A 16,790-nucleotide genomic window follows, 5' to 3' on the forward strand; every position below is an offset into this window, starting at 1 on the left:
CCTTAAATGTTGATCGTCGTCGGGCGCTTGGTGCGCAGCCAATGGGCGACGAACATGCGGGTGACGGTGACGGCGGTGAAGACGCTGGTGACGATGCCGATGGTGAGCACCACGGCGAACCCCTTGATCGGGCCCGAACCGAACCAGAACATCAGCGACGCGGCGATGACGTTGGTGACGTTGGCGTCGAAAATCGCGCGGCTCGCTTCCGAATAGCCGAGCTCGATGGCCTGAAAAACCTTTCGCCCGCGTTTCAACTCCTCGCGTATTCGCTCGTTGATCAGCACATTGGCGTCGACCGCCGCGCCGATGGTAAGCACGAAACCCGCGATCCCCGGCAGCGTCAGCGTCGCATTGAACGCCGCCATCGTCGCGATGATCAGGAAGACGTTAAAGGCGAGCGCGATACAGGCATAAACGCCGAACCGGCCATAAGCCACGAGCATCAGCGTCAGCACCGAGACCGTGGCGATGATCCCCGCGATCGCGCCCTTGCGGATCGAATCGGCCCCCAGTTCGGGAGTTACCGTGCGTTCCTCGACCACCGCCATCTTCACCGGCAGCGCGCCGGAGCGCAGCGAAATCGCCAGCGCATTGGCGCTCGCGACGCTGAAACTGCCCGAAATCTGGGCACTGCCGCCGAGGATCGGTTCGTTGATCGACGGCGCCGACAGCACCTTGCCGTCGAGCACCATCGCGAAGCGCTTGCCCACGCTCTGCGCGGTCACCTTGGCAAAGGTGCTCGACCCGCCCGAGTCGAAGCGGATCGAAACGACCGGCTGGTTGTTTTGCGGATCATAGCTTTGCTGGGCGTTGATCAGCTGTTCGCCGCTGATCATGACCTGGCGGCGGAGCACTTCGAAGCTCGCGCCATTGCCCTCGCCCTCGGCATAGGGGACGATTTCGCTGCCCACGGGGACACGGCCGGCGGCGGCTTCGGCCGGGTCGGCATTGGTGTCGACCATGCGGAATTCGAGCCGTGCGGTCTTGCCGATCAGCTCCTTCAGCGCGGTCGGGTCCTGCAAACCCGGGACCTGCACGACGACGCGGTCGTTGCCCTGGCGGATGATCGTCGGTTCGCGCGTACCGAGCGCGTTGACGCGCTTGTCGATGATGTCGCGCGCGGTATCCATCGCGTTGGCGACGGCCTGCGCCTGGCCGGCGCTGGTCGGCGTCATCACGATGCGCGTGGTGTCGACGACATCGATGCTCCAGTCGCGCTGGCCGGTCATCTGCGCGCCGCGCGTCTCGCTGAACAGCCGCTCGCGCGCTGCGTCGAGCTGCGTCTGGTCGCGGACGAGAAAACTGATCTTGCCACCCGCGGTCGACAGTTCGCCGATCGCGATGTCGTCGTCGGGACCACGCTCGCCGCGCAGCGCGGTGCGCACGGTCTTTTCCATGTTGGTCAGCTGGGTCTTGCGAAGGTCGGCGATGTCGGCCTCGAGCAAGAGGTGGCTACCACCGGCAAGGTCGAGGCCCAGGTTGACCTTTGCCTGCAGGAAGGACGGCAGGCTCTCCACCGTCTTTTCAGGCAGGAAGCTGGGGATGGAGAAGAGGATACCGAACAGCAGGATGATGCTGATGCCGATGGTCTTCCAGCGCGGGAAATCGAGCATGGTCTAAAGATCCGATAGCAAGAGCGGGGCCGCGGCGGGCGCGGGCCCCACCGCGTCAGTCGTTGGCGGGCTTGCCGCCGGGCTGCAGGACGTCGGCCAGGGTCGCCTTGACGACCTTGATCTTCACACCCTGCGCGATCTCGACGTCGGCATAATCATCGTCGACGCGCGTCACCTTGCCGACGATCCCGCCACCGGTCACGACCTGGTCGCGCGGCTTCACCGCCGCGATCTTGGCGCGATGTTCCTTCGCGCGCACCTGCTGCGGGCGGATCAGGAAGAACCAGAAAACAACGAAGATGAGCAGATAGGGGACCAGCATCAGGAAACCGGCGGTGCCGCCGCCCGATCCGGCCGCCTGGGTCAGAAGCAATTGCATCGACATGGGTGAAAAGACTTTCTGTTTGCAGCATTGCCCGTTCCCCACGGAACCGGCACGCAAATATGGCGCGGCGCCTATCACGCAGGGGCCTTGCGCGCAACCGGTCGCTGCGCCCCTCCCCCTTGGCAAGCGCCGCCGAAATGGGGTGGATGGCGCCGAGGTCAAGGGCGCTGCGTCGATCGGCGCGTCTAAAGCGCAATGGTTGGGCCATCCCCGCCCTTCGACTTTGCTCAGGAGAGCCTTGCATCGCTCGCCAACCCGCGCTAGGGGCCTCGCCTGCCCTTACGGGGGCCGGTCGGGACGTAGCGCAGCCTGGTAGCGCATCACACTGGGGGTGTGGGGGTCGGAGGTTCGAATCCTCTCGTCCCGACCAAAATTACCAGATTTTACAAGCACTTAACGGGCAGCAAAAGCTGCCCGTTTCTGTAAGCGCTCCACACATAAGCAGACCATAAGCTGCCACGCTGAATCGCCGCACTCATAGCAGCACCCCACGCCCGAAGGCGCAGGGTGCTGGCAGCGTCAAGCGGGAGAAGAACCCGTCCCCGCTGCTGGCCCCGATGTTTATGGCGGGGGTCGGTGGCCTTGACCCCGGCGCGGCGAGCAAGATGAACCCCCGCGCTAACTGAACCTGTCCTCGTCCTCTCTGCATCCTTGTCCGCCATCGCACAGTCGCAGGCGAAGCACGTCCTCTGAGAAAAATGGGCGACGGCACTTCAAGCACCGCTGCCAGCCTACTTTCCTGACCACACGCGGCGGGTTGGCATCAGCGTCGAGCACCGGCTCCCGGCGCACGCATCCGTCATACTCCCATCGCTTCGGGACAATCATGCCCTGCCAATCAACGCCCGACTTTGCCGGAAAGCTGAAAGTATCACGCGGAGCGTATGTTACCGGCGGGCGCTCAGGCTTGGCCGCTTGCGGCTGATGGTCGCGCTCGCGCCATGCTACCAGCCACGCGGGTTCACCGTCAGCGTGCATATGCGCCGCTCCATGTCCCGTCGCGCTCCCATGCTCGCAGGGCAGCAACGACCGCCACCATGTCCCGCTGATCCAGCGCCCCGCTTTGAATGCCGGGGAGCACCTCGTGCTCAACCCATGCGTCAAACGACCCGAACAGAAGCACGAACGGGGACGGTCTCGGCTTCTCCGCTTCCTCTATCCGCTTGATGCGGCGTTGAAGGGCGCGGATGCCTGCCATTGTGGTTATCGCAGTCCGAGATGGTAGCGAAGGTCAAAGGGCATGTCCGGCGCACCGGGACGAACCGCTACCGGCTCCGGCGCGACGGGTTCAGGTGCAGGCATGACCACAGGTGCAGGCACGGGAACCGCCGTGCGCCCCATCGCGGCATAGATTGCAGGCGCGGCTTCAATGAGGGCTTCGCGCTCCAACCGCGCCAATGCCGCGTCGATTGCCATTTGCTCCTGCATGGCAGCGAAGTGACGCGGTGCCAGCATGGCACGAATCTCCGCCCACTGCTCCCGTTCAATACGGCGGCGCTCCGCCAGCGAAATGTCAGCTTTCATATGTCACCTTCAATTGGCGCAGAATGTCGTAGGCGTCGGCGCGAACCCGCCAGTCATCGCAATCGCGCATCACCTCGCACATGCTCTGCACGATGCCCCGCCGCATCTCGCCGCGCTCCTGATCGGTCATGCGGGCGACCGCTTCACAGATGGGCAGGAAGCGGCTTGGCTCGCGCATGTCATCGCCGTTGAGCGGAACGACATGGATGGGATGCGCCATAACGTCCGCCATGCTGACAGCCCAATCCACCGCTGCCTGATATTCGGTGATGGGTTCGTAGCGCAGATGGCGCACCACCCGCACGCCCGCTTCGTCATACCCCAAGAGCGAGATGCGCACGAACACATCGTCGTCACCAATGGCATGGGCGTGGACGCGGTTCCGTTCGGTGTTGATGATCGTCATGCCGGTGCCCCTAGGAGTGGATTTTCAGTGCTGCCGGTCGCATCCGGCCCGTTCGCAAAAAATGTGCAAATAATTCCATTTTACGCTCGGGCATCGCGGGCCTCCTCAAGGGCGGCGATCCTCGCCTCAAGCTCCTCGGTCGCCCGAACGTCCGCCAGCGACTTGATGCTGTCGATGATGAGCCGCGCCACATCTGGCGCAAGCTGCCCCTGTGCTACACCGTCAAGGACGGCGCTCACCTGTTCGCTAATCGGCGCGCTGGTATCGAGGTCGAACTGCACCTTTTCAGCCTGCGCCTTCACCGAGGGCAGCACCTTCTGCATCACAATCGCACAAGCGTTCGTATCGCCTTCAAGCGCCTTGCCCACCAGCACCGCGACGATGTTCCGCATCTCATCGAGCATCTGCTGTGTGGCCAGCAAACGCCGATCCGGTCGCCCTGGCGGTCGTCCGCGAGGGTTGCCGCTCACCCCGTTGCCATCAGCATCCCGCCATGCGGGGTTGCCCGGTCCTCGCGGTTCGGACGAGATAGGTGGCGGGGTGGGCTTCCAGTCCGTTCCCCAAGGCGGTGCAATCTGTTCGGTCATCGGATGCCTCGGATTGTTTAGAACAAGGATCAGACGACGAACGACTTTTCAGCCGCCGCCTTTGCTGCGCGAAGTTTCTGCACTTTTGCTTGCTTCGCCCCGACCGCCTTCTCCATCTCGCCAAAGACGAGGCCGCCGCGCTCACCGAGCAGTTCAAGACCCGCCTTCGCCGCTCGCAATTGCTTGGCAGCGCGAGGGTTCGCCTTCTCGTGATGCACGCGGAGAAGCGCCGTTTGCATTTCCGGGGTCAGACCGGACAGGTAGGCAGGACCGCCAAGGCACGCGCCCACCGTTCGGTTGTCGCCAGCCTCAATCGCCTTTCGGATGAACCCCATGCGCTCGCCATCGCTCATGCCGCGCACGAACGCCCGAATCTCACCAGCCATCGCGCCAACGCCCTGCCCCTCGATGGGCTGGGACAATTCGCTCTCAAGCCCCTCAATCACGCGGGTCAGACCAGCGGTGGCGATGTCGAACCGCTTGGCTAGCTGTAGGGTCAGCTTGTCAGCAAAATCCGCCGTGTGAATGAGCGCCGCCGCTTCGTTCCATGCCGGGTTCGTTTTGCCCGCCTCACGGGCGTCATGGACCCGCCCGACTGCGATATACGCCTCGGTGAACGCGGAAACGGTCCCGGCAAGAATACTTGAAGTGTCGTCATCGTATTCCGCTATTGCCTGCACCGTCTCAGGATGAAAAGACGGGGTGACGCGGGTGTCAATTTCATCGGCCATATCGAACTACACTTTCGGCTGATAAGTTACGGTAGGCTTATGCGTAACGAAGCCGCTTTAATTCCTGCAAGCGATTATTTTGTTATTTCAATAACTTAGGTCCGTTCAGATGCCCGCGAACTGAACATAGGGTATGTGCGCGCCGACGATTTGGGCTGAACCTTCGCCATTTCGGAACAAATAAAGAACCCTTGATCGCACGCAAAATTCGAGCAAATATGTAGTTTAAGCAAAGGGGGTATGATGACAAACCGAGTTCACATCGATGCGCCTGCTGGCGTGGTCGAAATTGAAGGTGAGAAGGATTTCGTTGAGGGGCTGCTTGGCAAGCTTTTTCCTCTAATTGAGGAAGCCGGGTTTGGGAGCCGCCCCCAAGGCGGAGCCAGCATTGACACGAGCGCTGAGCCAGCGAGCGAAGCTCCCAATGAATCTGCATCCGATGTGTCAGAGGCAGCTCCAAAGAAGCGCGCCCGAAAGGCGGTTAAGCAGCCACCCGCGGGCCAATCATGCCCTTCTCGAATTCAAGTGTTAAAGGACGAAGGGTTCTTCAAAGAACATCGGTCTCCGGCCGACATCGTGTCGGCACTCAAGACCAAAGGTTGGACGCACAATCTTAATCAAGTTGGCGCCGCTACAAGCGCCATGTTCAACAAGGGAACTCTCCAGCGGACAAAAGATGGCAAGGGACCTTGGCAGTATTTCTGGGATCGTGGGTAAGCTTTGAGCCTTCCAAGTCTCAGCGCCGCGCTCAATGCAATCCCGTCTGGATTGCGAGATCCCCTCATTGAAGAGTTTGAGCAAGCCCTCGACGAATACCGCGCTGCAGATTGGGAGAAGGTTGGCCTCAAAGCGGGCAAGTTCTGCGAGATAGCATATTGCGTATGCGCGGGTCACGCGACGGGAACTTATGAGTCGTCGCCATCTAAGCCCAGCAATTTCCCACAAGCGTGCCAGAAGCTCGAACAGCACAATGGCACGAAAGGCCGTTCGCTGTGTATGCAGGTGCCTAAGCTGCTGGCGGCGCTATATGAACTTCGCAATAATAGGGCAATTGGGCATGTCTCTGCCGATGTTAGTCCTAACCACATGGACGCGGAGCTTTTCCTACGCGGTATGAAGTGGGTGATGGGCGAGCTCGTCCGCAACTATTCACAGCTCCCCCTCGCAGACTCGCACGCCATTGTTGAAGCGGTTACCGCTCGGACCTTTCATATGGTGTGGTCCAGCGGCGATATCCGCCGAGTGCTTGAACCGGCCAAAACGTCTGGTCAGAAGGTGCTCATTCTTCTTTACGCCGAGGCGAAGCCGGTCACTGTAGCTCAGCTACAAGCTTGGGTCGAATATAAGAACGGAACTGATTTCAAACGCAAAGTGCTCAAGGACCTCCATAAAAAGGCGCTCGTCCACTTTGACGAAAAAGCGGCCATCGTTCAAATTCTGCCAACTGGGCAGGCGCATGTAGAGAAATCTGGCCTGCTCGTAACGAAATAACCACACCGACAGGCAGCGCACCAAAACCAATTTTGCACTGACCACAAACCGAACAGAATTACCCCTTTGGTGGTGCGCTGCCCCTAAGGGGTATAGCTTGCAGCGCAGCTAACGCGCTGCTGCGCACCCCTGCCCCCTTGGTGCGCACCGCGCATCAAAGCGCACCAACAGCGCACCAAAACACCAAACTAGTTCGGTCGGTCGATGGGACGCAGGAACGTCCGTGCGCCACCCCTGCCTGTGGTCACCGCCTCACTGACGAGCCGCCCGTCCGTCATCAGCCGTTCGACGGCATCGCGCATCGACTGACGCGGCATCATTTTCAGTGCCTGCAACGTTCTGCCGGTATGCTTGTTACCCTTCACGAACTCGTCCCTCAAGAACTGGTCAACCTTGTCGGCATTCTGGCGCGTGATCGCGCCCGCGCCTTCTGTGGGGTCAACGGCGGCGATACGCTCGAACCCGTAGCCCCTGCGCTTGATGAAGATATCCGGCTGTGGCTGGCACCATGTCATCTTCGGTCGCGCAAGAACGAAACCACTGTCATCGGGGCCAAGCGTATCCCCCGTCGCTGATGTCCACTCGGCAGGGTCGAGGCGCTGCAACACATGCACCATGCGGGCACCGTCAGCGAGCGCGCTCCCGCCGCGTCCGCTATACTGGTCGGTCGTCTTGTCACGGGCATTGGCCTTGCCGGTGTGGTGAACATAGAGGACGGCGCATTGCACGGTGTTCACAATCCGCCGCGCCGCATCAATCATGGCCTGCTCGGCGTCGTTAATACGGCTTTCGCCCACCCCGAATGACACCATCGGGTCAACGATGAGCAGCGACGGGCAGAGCAACCCTACCTCAACGATCAGCCTGTCCAGCACCTTGCTAGGCATCACCACGTCCTTCTCAACCGTGGTCAGCTTGATTCCCTTGCCCGAGACGTCTGTGATGATGACGCTCTCGCGCACCTCCTGCACCTGCTCGTCGGTCAATCCAAGCTGGTGGCACATGTAGCGCAGGCGGGCGACCAGCGTTTCGCGGCTGTCCTCTGCTGTCAGGATGACGACTGGACCGGCGTTGCGAACTTCGTAACCGAAAAGGTCCAACCCCAGCACAATGCAGATGGCTTGAAACAAGAGCAGCGTGGTCTTGCCTGTGCCGCCGGGAGCGATGAAGACGCCCACATCGACATAAAACCACTGGTCAACGATTGGGCGCTTCCTACCCTTGGCGCTGTGCCATTCGTCACGCGAAATAGGACCGTCCAGCTTAAGCGGGTTCACCTTTTCAGAGCGGCGCTCCATCTCCTCAAAGAATGCAGTAGCCACCTTGACGATAGCTCCCTCTTGGGTGCGCTCGGTGTGGTCCGCGTGATCCGATGGCATGTCAGGCCAAAAGAACCCATGCTTGGCGAGATCAGGATCGGCCATGACGCGCCTCCCGCCGGTGGGGGTAATGGGGGATTTCGGACGCGCCCCAATCCATCGGGCCTTTTTTGGACCGAGGTGCATTTTTACCGGAAATGCGCCGGGGTTGCGGACCTACGGCGAGGCCCTGTAAATTGCGGCTGTTCACGTTGATACCTTTCGGCGGCAGGGGTAGCGCCCTGCCGCTATTCGTGACGGTCATGCTGTCCGGGCTGCGGCGGTGTAGGCGCTGGTGCTGGCGAACGTGCGCTGCTCAAGCCATGCCATGACGCGGGACCGCTGATAGCGGATGGGCGAAGAGGGATGCTCGCCCAGCTTCAGGAACGCAGGTCCCTTGCCTTTGCAGCGCCAGATTTCGAGGGTGTTCGGCTTCACGCCGAGAATTGCGGCAGTCTGCTCGTTGCTGAGCAGGTCGTCCAAATCCACTGATGCCATAGCGGCGACTCCAACAGCGCCTGCGCGCTCCGTGAGCGTCGGCAGGAAATTAAGCTGTGGTCACCAGCGCCAAAGGAACTCCCTCTGGCAGAGTGTCCGGGGGACTAAGAAAGGCGTCTCGACCTTCCCCGCATACCGGCTGCGTTTACTGGCTTCTTCCTCGTGGGCGCGCCCCATGTGGCACGGACCCCACATAGCGGGGACAAGGGGTGTTTTACGCGGCTCGCTTTAGGTCATGCAAGCGGCATTTTGCGGTGCGCTGTCCCGAACCGGGATAGGCAAATCCAGCCGAATTTTTGATCTTCAAAACCGAGGGAGGGGGTGGCGCAGATGGTCGGCCCTCTCGACCGATTTTGCCCGAACGGTGGGATTTTGGCTGGCGGGGCCGACCTTCGCTACGGGGCCTGCACAGGGGCGATCGCCGTGCTGCCGCCACTTACCCGGCGGCGCGCTGGTGCCGCCCCTGCTACCCCGGCGCAGCCGCGAAACACAGCGCATCACGCGCGCTGGGGCAGCGCTACCACGTTGCCACCGGTCGCCTTCGCCCGTGCCAGCAATGCCTCGCGCTCGATATAGTCGCCAATACGCTGTGTTGCAGGATGATGCCGCCGGAGGTCGGAGGTTTCGAGGTAGTGGCGGGCCGTGACGCCCTCGGGAACGTGGTTCGTCAGCAGCTCCAACTTGAACATTTCGATGTCGCAAGCGGAAAAGCCCACTGTGACGTATGTGCGCCTCATGTCGTGCGCGGACAGACCATCCATGCCGAGCGCCTTTTGCAGCCGCTCAAACGGTGCGCGGGTGTCAGAGACGTGCCCTGCCTTTGCGCGTGACGGAAACACGAACTTGCTGACGGGCTTGCCTAACTTCTTCGCCTCATCGGCTAGCCTCCGGCGTTGCTTGAGCAGCGCCACCGCTTGCGATGACAGGGGGAGCTGCACCTCATTGCCAGTCTTGTTGTCCTCGGCACGCAGATGCCACCAGCATTTGGAAACATCTTCATACAGGTGAACGCGATCCCACGTCAGGGCAGCGGCTTCGGTGCGGCGGGCACCCGTCAGCATGAGGAAGCGCACGAGGTCGATAGCGGCAAGGGCATCGGTGTTCTTCGGTGCCAGCCGCATTTCATCCAGCGCATACCACGCCTGTCCGACATGGTTCAGGTCGATGTGTCGCGTGCGCGGCTCAAAGGTTTTCCAATCGTCCTGCGCCATCGCTTTGACCGGGTTCACTGGGATGAGCGGCGATCCGTCTGCACGGGGGTAGCGGCGGTTGGCAAAATTAATGAGCGTTCTCAATGTGACTAGCGAGATTTGCGCCTGCCCAGGTGCTGGGCGACCGTCGATACCGCTTTCGCACATTTCCCGGTGGCGCTGGCGGCAATCCTCAATCGTAATGGACGCGATGGGCTTGTCTGCCCACTTTGCGAACACCTTGTCGATGTGCCGGTTCATTTCCGCCTTGGTGCTCTCGCGCAGTGGCTGACCGGGACGGTCAAAGTAAGCATCCGCCACTTCGCGGAGCGTAATTTTCATCGCCTCGTCCTGTTTCTTGATGGCGCGGGGGTCGCCACCCATGCGCATGGTGCGCAGGTGTTCGCGCGCCACGTCCCGCGCTTGGTCCACGGTAAAGACCCCGTAGGCACCAATGGTGATGCGCGCCTCCTTGGCGCTACCCTCGACGCGCCCCTGCACGACGAAAGTGATCTTACCCTTCGGCGTGATACGAAGCCCGAACCCTTTCACATCGGTATCCCAGTGAAAGTCATCTTTGGCAGCGGGACGCACCTTGTCCACGTATCCCTTTGTGAACTTGGCGCGCTTCGGAGTTGTGGTCATAAGAAGCCTCGTAAGCATGTCATAAGCAATGCGCGTAAAGTTACGGCAATCACCATACAGCCTGCAAGGACATTCAAAGTATTGTTTTTGCACAATTATAAAGAGGTACCAAGCGACGCAAAGCCACGTAAAGTAAGGCTCCTGAACACTGGGGGTGTGGGGGTCGGAGGTTCGAATCCTCTCGTCCCGACCAATTTTACAGAAAATCTGACAGCCCACGTCGCCGGCGCTAGCCAGCCAGCCGAATCGCGCTTACGGGCGCGGGCATGGAATTTACCGCCGAAGTCTTCGCCTTCCTGATCGCCGTCGCTTTTCTTGCTGGAACGATCGATGCCATGGCCGGCGGCGGCGGGCTCCTGACGATCCCGGCGCTGATGGCCGCAGGCGTGCCGCCGGTATCGGCGCTTGCGACCAACAAGCTGCAAAGCTCGATCGGAACCGCATCGGCGTTCCTGGCCTTCTGGCGGGGCGGCCATGTAGACCTCCGCCGCTTCGCGCTGCCGGCAGCCGGCGCCTTTGGCGGATCGGTGTTGGGCGCAACCGCGGTACAATATGTCCGCTCGGATTTCCTCGCCGCCTTCGTCCCGATGCTGCTGATCGCGATGGGGCTCTATTTCCTGCTCGCGCCGCCGATGAGCAGCGTCGATCGCCACGCGCGAGTCGGTCCGCTCGGCCTGACGCTGATCGTTTCGGCGCTCGGTTTCTACGATGGCTTCTTCGGCCCCGGCGCCGGGTCCTTCCTCACGCTGACGCTCGTCGCACTCGGCGGGCTCGGGCTCGTCCGGGCGATCGGCAACACAAAGTTCCTGAACCTCGCGACCAATATCGCCGGCCTTCTTGCCATGATGGTCGGCGGCCATGTCCTGTGGCTTCTCGGCCTGTCGATGGCGGTCGCCAACGTCGCGGGCAATCAGCTCGGCGCACAGCTTGCGATCCGCTTCGGCGGGCGCGGCGTGCGGCCGCTGCTCGTCATCATGTCCTTTGCACTGACCGCAAAACTGCTCGCCGATCCCGCCAATCCGCTGTGGGACCTGTTCTAGGGCCGCAGCACGACCTTCCCGACCACCTCGCGCCGTTCGAGCATCGCAAAACCTTGGCGCCAGTCGGCGAGGTCCAGCGTCGCATGGACATGTGGACGGATCTTTCCTTCCGCCACCAGCGTGTCGACCGCTGCGACATTCTCCACGCCGCGCGCCGGAAAGCGCCGGCCATATTCGCCCGCGCGCACGCCGACGACCGAGAAACCCTTGATCAGTGGCATGTTGGCCGAAATCTCAGGAATGCGCCCCGACGCAAAGCCCACCACCAGCAGGCGGCCGCCGAAGGCAATGCAACGCGTCGATTCGTCGAATAGATCGCCGCCGACCGGATCGAAGATCACGTCGGCGCCCGCGCCGCGCGTCAATTCCTTCACCGCCTCCCGAAACCCCGGCGCACCGTCGATCACCGCGTCGGGCGCATAAAGCCGCGCGATCGCATCGCGTTTGCCGGCGCTGCTCGCAACCGCGATCACCCGCGCGCCGAGCGCCTTGGCGAGATCGATCGCCGCCAGCCCGACCCCACCAGCCGCGCCATGCACCAGCACCCATTCGCCCGGCTCGATCCGCGCGCAGCGCACCAGCGCGACATAGGCGGTGAGATAGGCGACGGGATAGGCGGCCGCCTCTTCCCAGCTCAGCCGCTCGGGCTTCGCGCGCAACGACGTTGCCGGAACGGCGCAATATTCGGCCATCGCGCCGAAGCGGTTGCCGCCGGCCACCGCATCGCCAACCTGCCAGCCCGTAACTCCCTCGCCCAGTGCATCGACCTCACCTGCAAATTCCAGCCCCGATACGAACGGCAGCTCGGGCTTCAACTGATAATCGCCGCGCGTCATCAACAGATCGGGGAAGTTTACCGAAGCCGCGCGCACGCGCACCCGAACCTCGCCCGGTCCCGGTTCGGGGACCGGCAGATCGGCTAGCGCCGCACCGCGATGATCGGGCAGCAATTCGCGCACCTGCAACGCCCGCATGGCGAAAACCCTTTCCTACAATATTCCAATATGGTTCGTTTTACCCGTTCAACAAACCACAGGAGCGAATCATGCCACGACCCGACCCATCGGCCTGCGATGCCGACGCGCTGATCGATGCCGTCATCGACCGCGAAGGCCGATATGTAAACCACCCCGCCGACCGCGGCGGCCCGACCTGCTGGGGGATCACCGAAGCGGTCGCGCGCGCGCAGGGCTATGACGGGGCGATGCGCGAGCTGCCACGGAGCGAAGCCGCATCGATCTATCGCCGCCTCTATTGGCTGCGCCCCGGTTTCGACAAGGTCGCGCTGCGTGCCCCGAAGATCGCCGGCGAACTCTTCGATACCGGCGTCAACATGGGCACCGGAACCGCGGCGGGCTTCCTCCAGCGCGCGCTCAACGCGCTCAACCGCGCCGCGCGCGATTATCCTGATATCGGGGTCGACCGCGAGATCGGGGCGCGCACCCTGTCGGCGCTCGACGGTTTCCTGAAAGCTCGCGGCAGCGGCGGCGAGACCGTCCTCCTGCGCGCAATGGAGGCGCTGCAGGGCGAACGCTACATCGCGCTCGCCGAACGCCGCCCGAGCCAGGAGGCCTTCCTTTACGGCTGGCTCGCGGGCCGCATCGGCGACGGCTGATGCCTCACCGCGCGCCATTGGGCTGAACTTCCCTGAACTTTGAACCTTTAGGAGCATTGCCATGAGCATCATCGAAGGCCTGATCGGCCCCATCGCCAAGCTGATCGACAAGATCATCCCCGACCCCGAAGCGCGCGACCGCGCCAAGCTCGAACTCCTCAAAATGGAGGGCAGCCAGGAAATGGAAGCGATCCGCACCCGAATGACCGCAATCGTCGCCGAGGCGAGCAGCACCGACCCGTGGACCAGCCGCGCACGGCCGAGCTTTCTCTACGTCATGTATGCGCTCTTGCTCTGGGCGATCCCGATGGGCCTCATCGCCGCGGCGCGGCCCGAGATGGCCAAAGGCATTGCCGAAGGCATGAATGCCTATCTCGCGGGCATTCCGGAGTCGCTCTACGCGCTCTTCGGGACGGGTTATCTGGGGTACACCGCCGCACGGGCATGGGGGAAAGCAAAGGGCGTGGAGGGCTAGCAAAAAAACGTCGTCCCCGCGAAGGCGGGGACCGCTGGAGATGTGGCGCAAGGCCGACAGCGGTCCCCGCCTTCGCAGGGACGACGACTATTCCTCCACCACTCGCGCCAAATTCGCGAGCGAACTATTCAACCCCTCGACATGATCCTTCGCCGAAATCCCCGGCGGCACATGATGCGCGTCGATCGCGACCAGCGTGCCGCCGCTCTGCCGCGACAGATACCAGTGCATCTCCATCGTCCCCGAAAAGCGCGGGTCATCGGATACAAATTCGACCTGCCACACCACCAGCCGCCCGTCGTCGAGCGTCGGAATATAGACTTCCACGACATCGCTATCGTCATCGCTCTTGGTCTCGACATCGGCGTCGTCGAAGGTCAGCCGCATCAAAAAGCCGCCGCCCGCGCGCAGGTCGACATGCTCGAACGTCCCCGTCGCGCCCTCGGGCGGCAACCATCGCGCAAGCTTCGCCGCGCTCGAGAAGGCCGCGAAGACATCGACGAGCGGCGCGGCGATCAGCCGTTCGGCGTGATCGATGCGCCGTGTCTTCTTGGTCGGTTTCAAGCGAGCGCGGCTTTAACCGCGGCGACCGCGGCATCGGCCGCGCCGCCATCGGGACCGCCGCCCTGCGCCATGTCGGGCCGCCCACCGCCGCCCTGACCGCCGAGCGCCGCGACCGCCGCCTTGACCAGGTCGACCGCGCTGAGGCTGCCGGTCTTGTCGTCGGTCACCCCGACCGCGACCGAAGCGCGTCCGTCGTTGACCGCAACGAGCATGGCAACGCCGCTGCCGACCTGCTTCTTCAGCCCGTCGACCGTGCCGCGCAGATCCTTGGGGTCGAGCCCATCGACCACCTGCGCAAGGAACGCGGTATCGCCGACCTGTTCGACCGCCGGCCCAGCCGCCGCGCCGCCACCACCGCCCATCGCGAGTGCCTTCTTCGCATCGGCCAGCTCGCGCTCGGCCTTCTTCAGCGCTTCGGCCAGCTGCGCGACGCGCGCCGGCACATCGTCGGGCGAGGTCTTGAGCGCCGCCGCCGCCGCCTTCAGCGCCTCGTCGCGGCTATTCAGCCACAGGCGCGCGGCATCGCCGGTCAGCGCTTCGATACGCCGCACGCCCGAGGACACGGCGCTCTCGCTGATGATCTTGAACAGGGCGATGTCACCCAGCGCCCGCACATGCGTTCCGCCGCAAAGCTCCACCGAATAGCTATGATCGTCCGCCGCACCCATGCTGAGCACGCGCACCTCGTCGCCATATTTCTCGCCGAACAGCGCGAGTGCGCCCGCCGCGACGGCATCGTCGGGGGTCATCAGCCGCGTCGTCACCGCTTCATTGCCACGGATCTGCGCGTTCACTTGCGATTCGACGTCGGCGATTTCCTCGGCGCTCAACGCCTTGGGGTGCGAGAAGTCGAAGCGGAAACGGTCCTCGGCGACCAGGCTGCCCTTCTGCGTCACATGCCCGCCCAGCCGATTGCGCAGCGCCGCGTGCACAAGGTGCGTCGCGCTGTGATTGGCGCGAATGCGATCGCGCCGCGCGGCGTCGACCGTCAACTGGACCGTATCGCCGACCTTCAACGTGCCGGTCTCCAGCTTCGCCTGATGCGCATGCAGCCGCCCGAGCGGCTTGCTCGTGTCGCTGACCGACGCCTTTGCGCCTTCCAGCGTCGCGAGCGTGCCCGCGTCGCCCATCTGGCCGCCGCTCTCGCCGTAAAAAGGCGTCTGGTTGGTCAGCACGACCAGCTCGTCGCCGGCCTTCGCCTCGTCGACCGGCACGCCGTCCTTGACCAGCGCGATGATGGTGCCCTCGCCCGCGGTCGCGCCATAGCCGGTGAATTCGGTGCTGCCATTGGCTTCGGCCAGGTCGAACCAGATTTCCTCCGACGCCTTCTGCCCGCTGCCCTTCCACGCCGCGCGCGCCGCCGCTTTCTGCTGCGCCATCGCCGCGTCGAAACCGGCGCGGTCGACCGCGATGTCCTGCGTACGCAGCGCATCCTCGGTCAGGTCGTAGGGAAAGCCGAAAGTGTCGTAGAGCTTGAACGCGACATCGCCGGGCAGCGTCGCGCCCGCGCTCATCCCGACCGTCGCCTCGTCGAGCAGCCGCAGCCCCTTGTCGAGCGTCTGGCGGAACTTCGTCTCCTCGCGCTCGAGCGTCTCGGCGATCAGCGGCTGCGCGCGGATCAGCTCGGGATAGGCGGCACCCATCTCGGCGGTCAGCGACGACAGCAGCCGGTACATCAGCGGATCCTTTGCGCCGAGCAGATGCGCATGGCGCATCGCGCGGCGCATGATCCGGCGCAGCACATAACCGCGGCCTTCGTTCGACGGCAGCACGCCATCGGCGACAAGGAAGCTCGATGCGCGAAGGTGATCGGCGATCACCCGGTGGCTTGCCTGCGTCGCGCCCTCGGCCGGAACCCCAGTCAGGTCGACCGATGCGGCGATCAGCGCCTTGAAGGTATCGGTGTCGTAATTGTCGTGAACGCCCTGCAGCACCGCCGCGACACGCTCCAGCCCCATGCCGGTGTCGATGCTCGGCCGCGGTAGGTCGACGCGGTCGCCGGGGCCGCGCTGGTCGTACTGCATGAACACCAGGTTCCATATTTCGACGAAGCGGTCGCCGTCTTCCTCGGGAGATCCCGGCGGCCCGCCCCAGATATGGTCGCCATGGTCATAGAAGATTTCGCTGCACGGACCGCACGGCCCGGTGTCGCCCATCGACCAGAAATTGTCGCTCGTCGCGATGCGGATGATCCGCTCTTCGGGCAGGCCGGCGATCTTCTTCCACAGGCCGAACGCCTCGTCGTCGGTGTGATAGACGGTGACCGTCAGCTTCTCGGGCGCGAGGCCCCAAGTCTTGGTGACCAGCGTCCACGCATGGTGGATCGCCTGTTCCTTGAAATAATCGCCGAAAGAGAAATTCCCCAGCATTTCAAAGAAGGTATGGTGGCGCGCGGTGAAGCCAACATTGTCGAGGTCGTTATGCTTGCCGCCCGCGCGGACGCATTTCTGCGACGAGGCCGCGGTGCTGTACGGGCGCTTCTCCAGCCCGGTGAAGACATTCTTGAACGGCACCATGCCGGCGTTGACGAACATCAACGTCGGATCGTTGTACGGCACCAGCGGCGCCGACGGTTCGATATGGTGGCCGGTCCCCGCGAAATAGTCGAGGAACGAGCGGCGAATGTCATTGGTCGATGTCATGCGCGCGAATTAGGGATTTTGCG

At 63.1% G+C, this 16,790-nt stretch carries 18 protein-coding genes and 1 tRNA gene; 6 read left to right on the top strand and 13 right to left on the bottom strand.

Going from position 1 to position 16,790, the window contains the following annotated elements:
- Window positions 1–2: 2 nt before the first annotated feature.
- Window positions 3–1,616: a protein translocase subunit SecD gene (gene secD / locus V6M50_RS13265; RefSeq protein ID WP_332819041.1), complete on the bottom strand. Its 1,614-nt coding sequence runs from the start codon at window positions 1,614–1,616 to the stop codon at window positions 3–5.
- Between the two features lie 55 nt (window positions 1,617–1,671).
- On the bottom strand, window positions 1,672–1,938 hold the full coding sequence (yajC, locus tag V6M50_RS13270) for a preprotein translocase subunit YajC (RefSeq protein ID WP_443030514.1): 267 nt from the start codon (window positions 1,936–1,938) through the stop codon (window positions 1,672–1,674).
- 356 nt (window positions 1,939–2,294) lie between these two features.
- Here yajC and V6M50_RS13275 point away from each other — a divergent pair.
- Window positions 2,295–2,371, top strand: a tRNA-Pro gene (locus V6M50_RS13275).
- 597 nt (window positions 2,372–2,968) lie between these two features.
- Here V6M50_RS13275 and V6M50_RS13280 read toward each other — a convergent pair.
- The 5 genes from V6M50_RS13280 to V6M50_RS13300 all read right to left on the bottom strand — a co-directional run bounded on the left by V6M50_RS13280 (window position 2,969) and on the right by V6M50_RS13300 (window position 5,249).
- Entirely contained in the window at window positions 2,969–3,199 is a 231-nt protein-coding gene (locus V6M50_RS13280) for a hypothetical protein (RefSeq protein ID WP_332819043.1), read from the bottom strand.
- Between the two features lie 5 nt (window positions 3,200–3,204).
- A complete protein-coding gene (locus tag V6M50_RS13285) occupies window positions 3,205–3,525 on the bottom strand; it encodes a hypothetical protein (RefSeq protein WP_332819044.1) in 321 nt (106 codons plus the stop codon).
- Complete coding sequence (locus tag V6M50_RS13290) at window positions 3,515–3,931, bottom strand: hypothetical protein (protein ID WP_332819045.1); 417 nt, start codon at window positions 3,929–3,931, stop codon at window positions 3,515–3,517. Before V6M50_RS13290 ends, V6M50_RS13285 begins: the two co-directional genes overlap by 11 nt.
- Window positions 3,932–4,011: 80 nt before the next feature.
- A complete protein-coding gene (locus tag V6M50_RS13295; RefSeq protein WP_332819046.1) occupies window positions 4,012–4,518 on the bottom strand; it encodes a DUF5681 domain-containing protein in 507 nt (168 codons plus the stop codon).
- Window positions 4,519–4,547: 29 nt separating this feature from the next.
- The gene (locus tag V6M50_RS13300; RefSeq protein ID WP_332819047.1) at window positions 4,548–5,249 is read right to left on the bottom strand and encodes a hypothetical protein; all 702 of its coding nucleotides are present in this window, start codon (window positions 5,247–5,249) and stop codon (window positions 4,548–4,550) included.
- 240 nt (window positions 5,250–5,489) lie between these two features.
- Here V6M50_RS13300 and V6M50_RS13305 point away from each other — a divergent pair, with 240 nt between their 5' ends.
- Together V6M50_RS13305 and V6M50_RS13310 are read left to right on the top strand one after the other, a co-directional pair.
- On the top strand, window positions 5,490–5,966 hold the full coding sequence (locus V6M50_RS13305) for a hypothetical protein (protein ID WP_332819048.1): 477 nt from the start codon (window positions 5,490–5,492) through the stop codon (window positions 5,964–5,966).
- A 51-nt stretch (window positions 5,967–6,017) separates the two neighbouring features.
- The gene (locus tag V6M50_RS13310) at window positions 6,018–6,740 is read left to right on the top strand and encodes a hypothetical protein (protein WP_332819049.1); all 723 of its coding nucleotides are present in this window, start codon (window positions 6,018–6,020) and stop codon (window positions 6,738–6,740) included.
- Window positions 6,741–6,928: 188 nt separating this feature from the next.
- On the opposite strand, the gene V6M50_RS13315 is transcribed toward V6M50_RS13310, so the two are convergent.
- From V6M50_RS13315 to V6M50_RS13325, 3 genes are all read right to left on the bottom strand, one after another.
- Entirely contained in the window at window positions 6,929–8,164 is a 1,236-nt protein-coding gene (locus tag V6M50_RS13315; RefSeq protein ID WP_332819050.1) for an AAA family ATPase, read from the bottom strand.
- 195 nt (window positions 8,165–8,359) lie between these two features.
- Window positions 8,360–8,581, bottom strand: a complete 222-nt coding sequence (locus V6M50_RS13320) for a helix-turn-helix domain-containing protein (RefSeq protein WP_332819051.1) — start codon at window positions 8,579–8,581, stop codon at window positions 8,360–8,362.
- Between the two features lie 512 nt (window positions 8,582–9,093).
- Window positions 9,094–10,431: a tyrosine-type recombinase/integrase gene (locus V6M50_RS13325; protein WP_332819052.1), complete on the bottom strand. Its 1,338-nt coding sequence runs from the start codon at window positions 10,429–10,431 to the stop codon at window positions 9,094–9,096.
- Window positions 10,432–10,697: 266 nt separating this feature from the next.
- Here V6M50_RS13325 and V6M50_RS13330 point away from each other — a divergent pair, with 266 nt between their 5' ends.
- Entirely contained in the window at window positions 10,698–11,471 is a 774-nt protein-coding gene (locus tag V6M50_RS13330; protein WP_332819053.1) for a TSUP family transporter, read from the top strand.
- Here V6M50_RS13330 and V6M50_RS13335 read toward each other — a convergent pair.
- On the bottom strand, window positions 11,468–12,445 hold the full coding sequence (locus V6M50_RS13335) for an NADPH:quinone oxidoreductase family protein (protein WP_332819054.1): 978 nt from the start codon (window positions 12,443–12,445) through the stop codon (window positions 11,468–11,470). The two genes, V6M50_RS13330 and V6M50_RS13335, sit on opposite strands and share 4 nt — an antisense overlap.
- A 71-nt stretch (window positions 12,446–12,516) precedes the next feature.
- Here V6M50_RS13335 and V6M50_RS13340 point away from each other — a divergent pair, with 71 nt between their 5' ends.
- On the top strand, window positions 12,517–13,086 hold the full coding sequence (locus V6M50_RS13340) for a glycoside hydrolase family 108 protein (RefSeq protein WP_332819055.1): 570 nt from the start codon (window positions 12,517–12,519) through the stop codon (window positions 13,084–13,086).
- Window positions 13,087–13,147: 61 nt separating this feature from the next.
- A complete protein-coding gene (locus V6M50_RS13345; RefSeq protein ID WP_332819056.1) occupies window positions 13,148–13,561 on the top strand; it encodes a holin family protein in 414 nt (137 codons plus the stop codon).
- Between the two features lie 87 nt (window positions 13,562–13,648).
- Here V6M50_RS13345 and V6M50_RS13350 read toward each other — a convergent pair whose 3' ends face one another.
- The gene (locus tag V6M50_RS13350; RefSeq protein WP_332819057.1) at window positions 13,649–14,125 is read right to left on the bottom strand and encodes an SRPBCC family protein; all 477 of its coding nucleotides are present in this window, start codon (window positions 14,123–14,125) and stop codon (window positions 13,649–13,651) included.
- A complete protein-coding gene (gene alaS, locus V6M50_RS13355; RefSeq protein WP_332819058.1) occupies window positions 14,122–16,767 on the bottom strand; it encodes an alanine--tRNA ligase in 2,646 nt (881 codons plus the stop codon). Before alaS ends, V6M50_RS13350 begins: the two co-directional genes overlap by 4 nt.
- Between the last annotated feature and the right edge of the window lie 23 nt (window positions 16,768–16,790).

It is taken from the genome of Sphingopyxis sp. (assembly GCF_036675685.1).
Classification (GTDB): domain Bacteria; phylum Pseudomonadota; class Alphaproteobacteria; order Sphingomonadales; family Sphingomonadaceae; genus Sphingopyxis.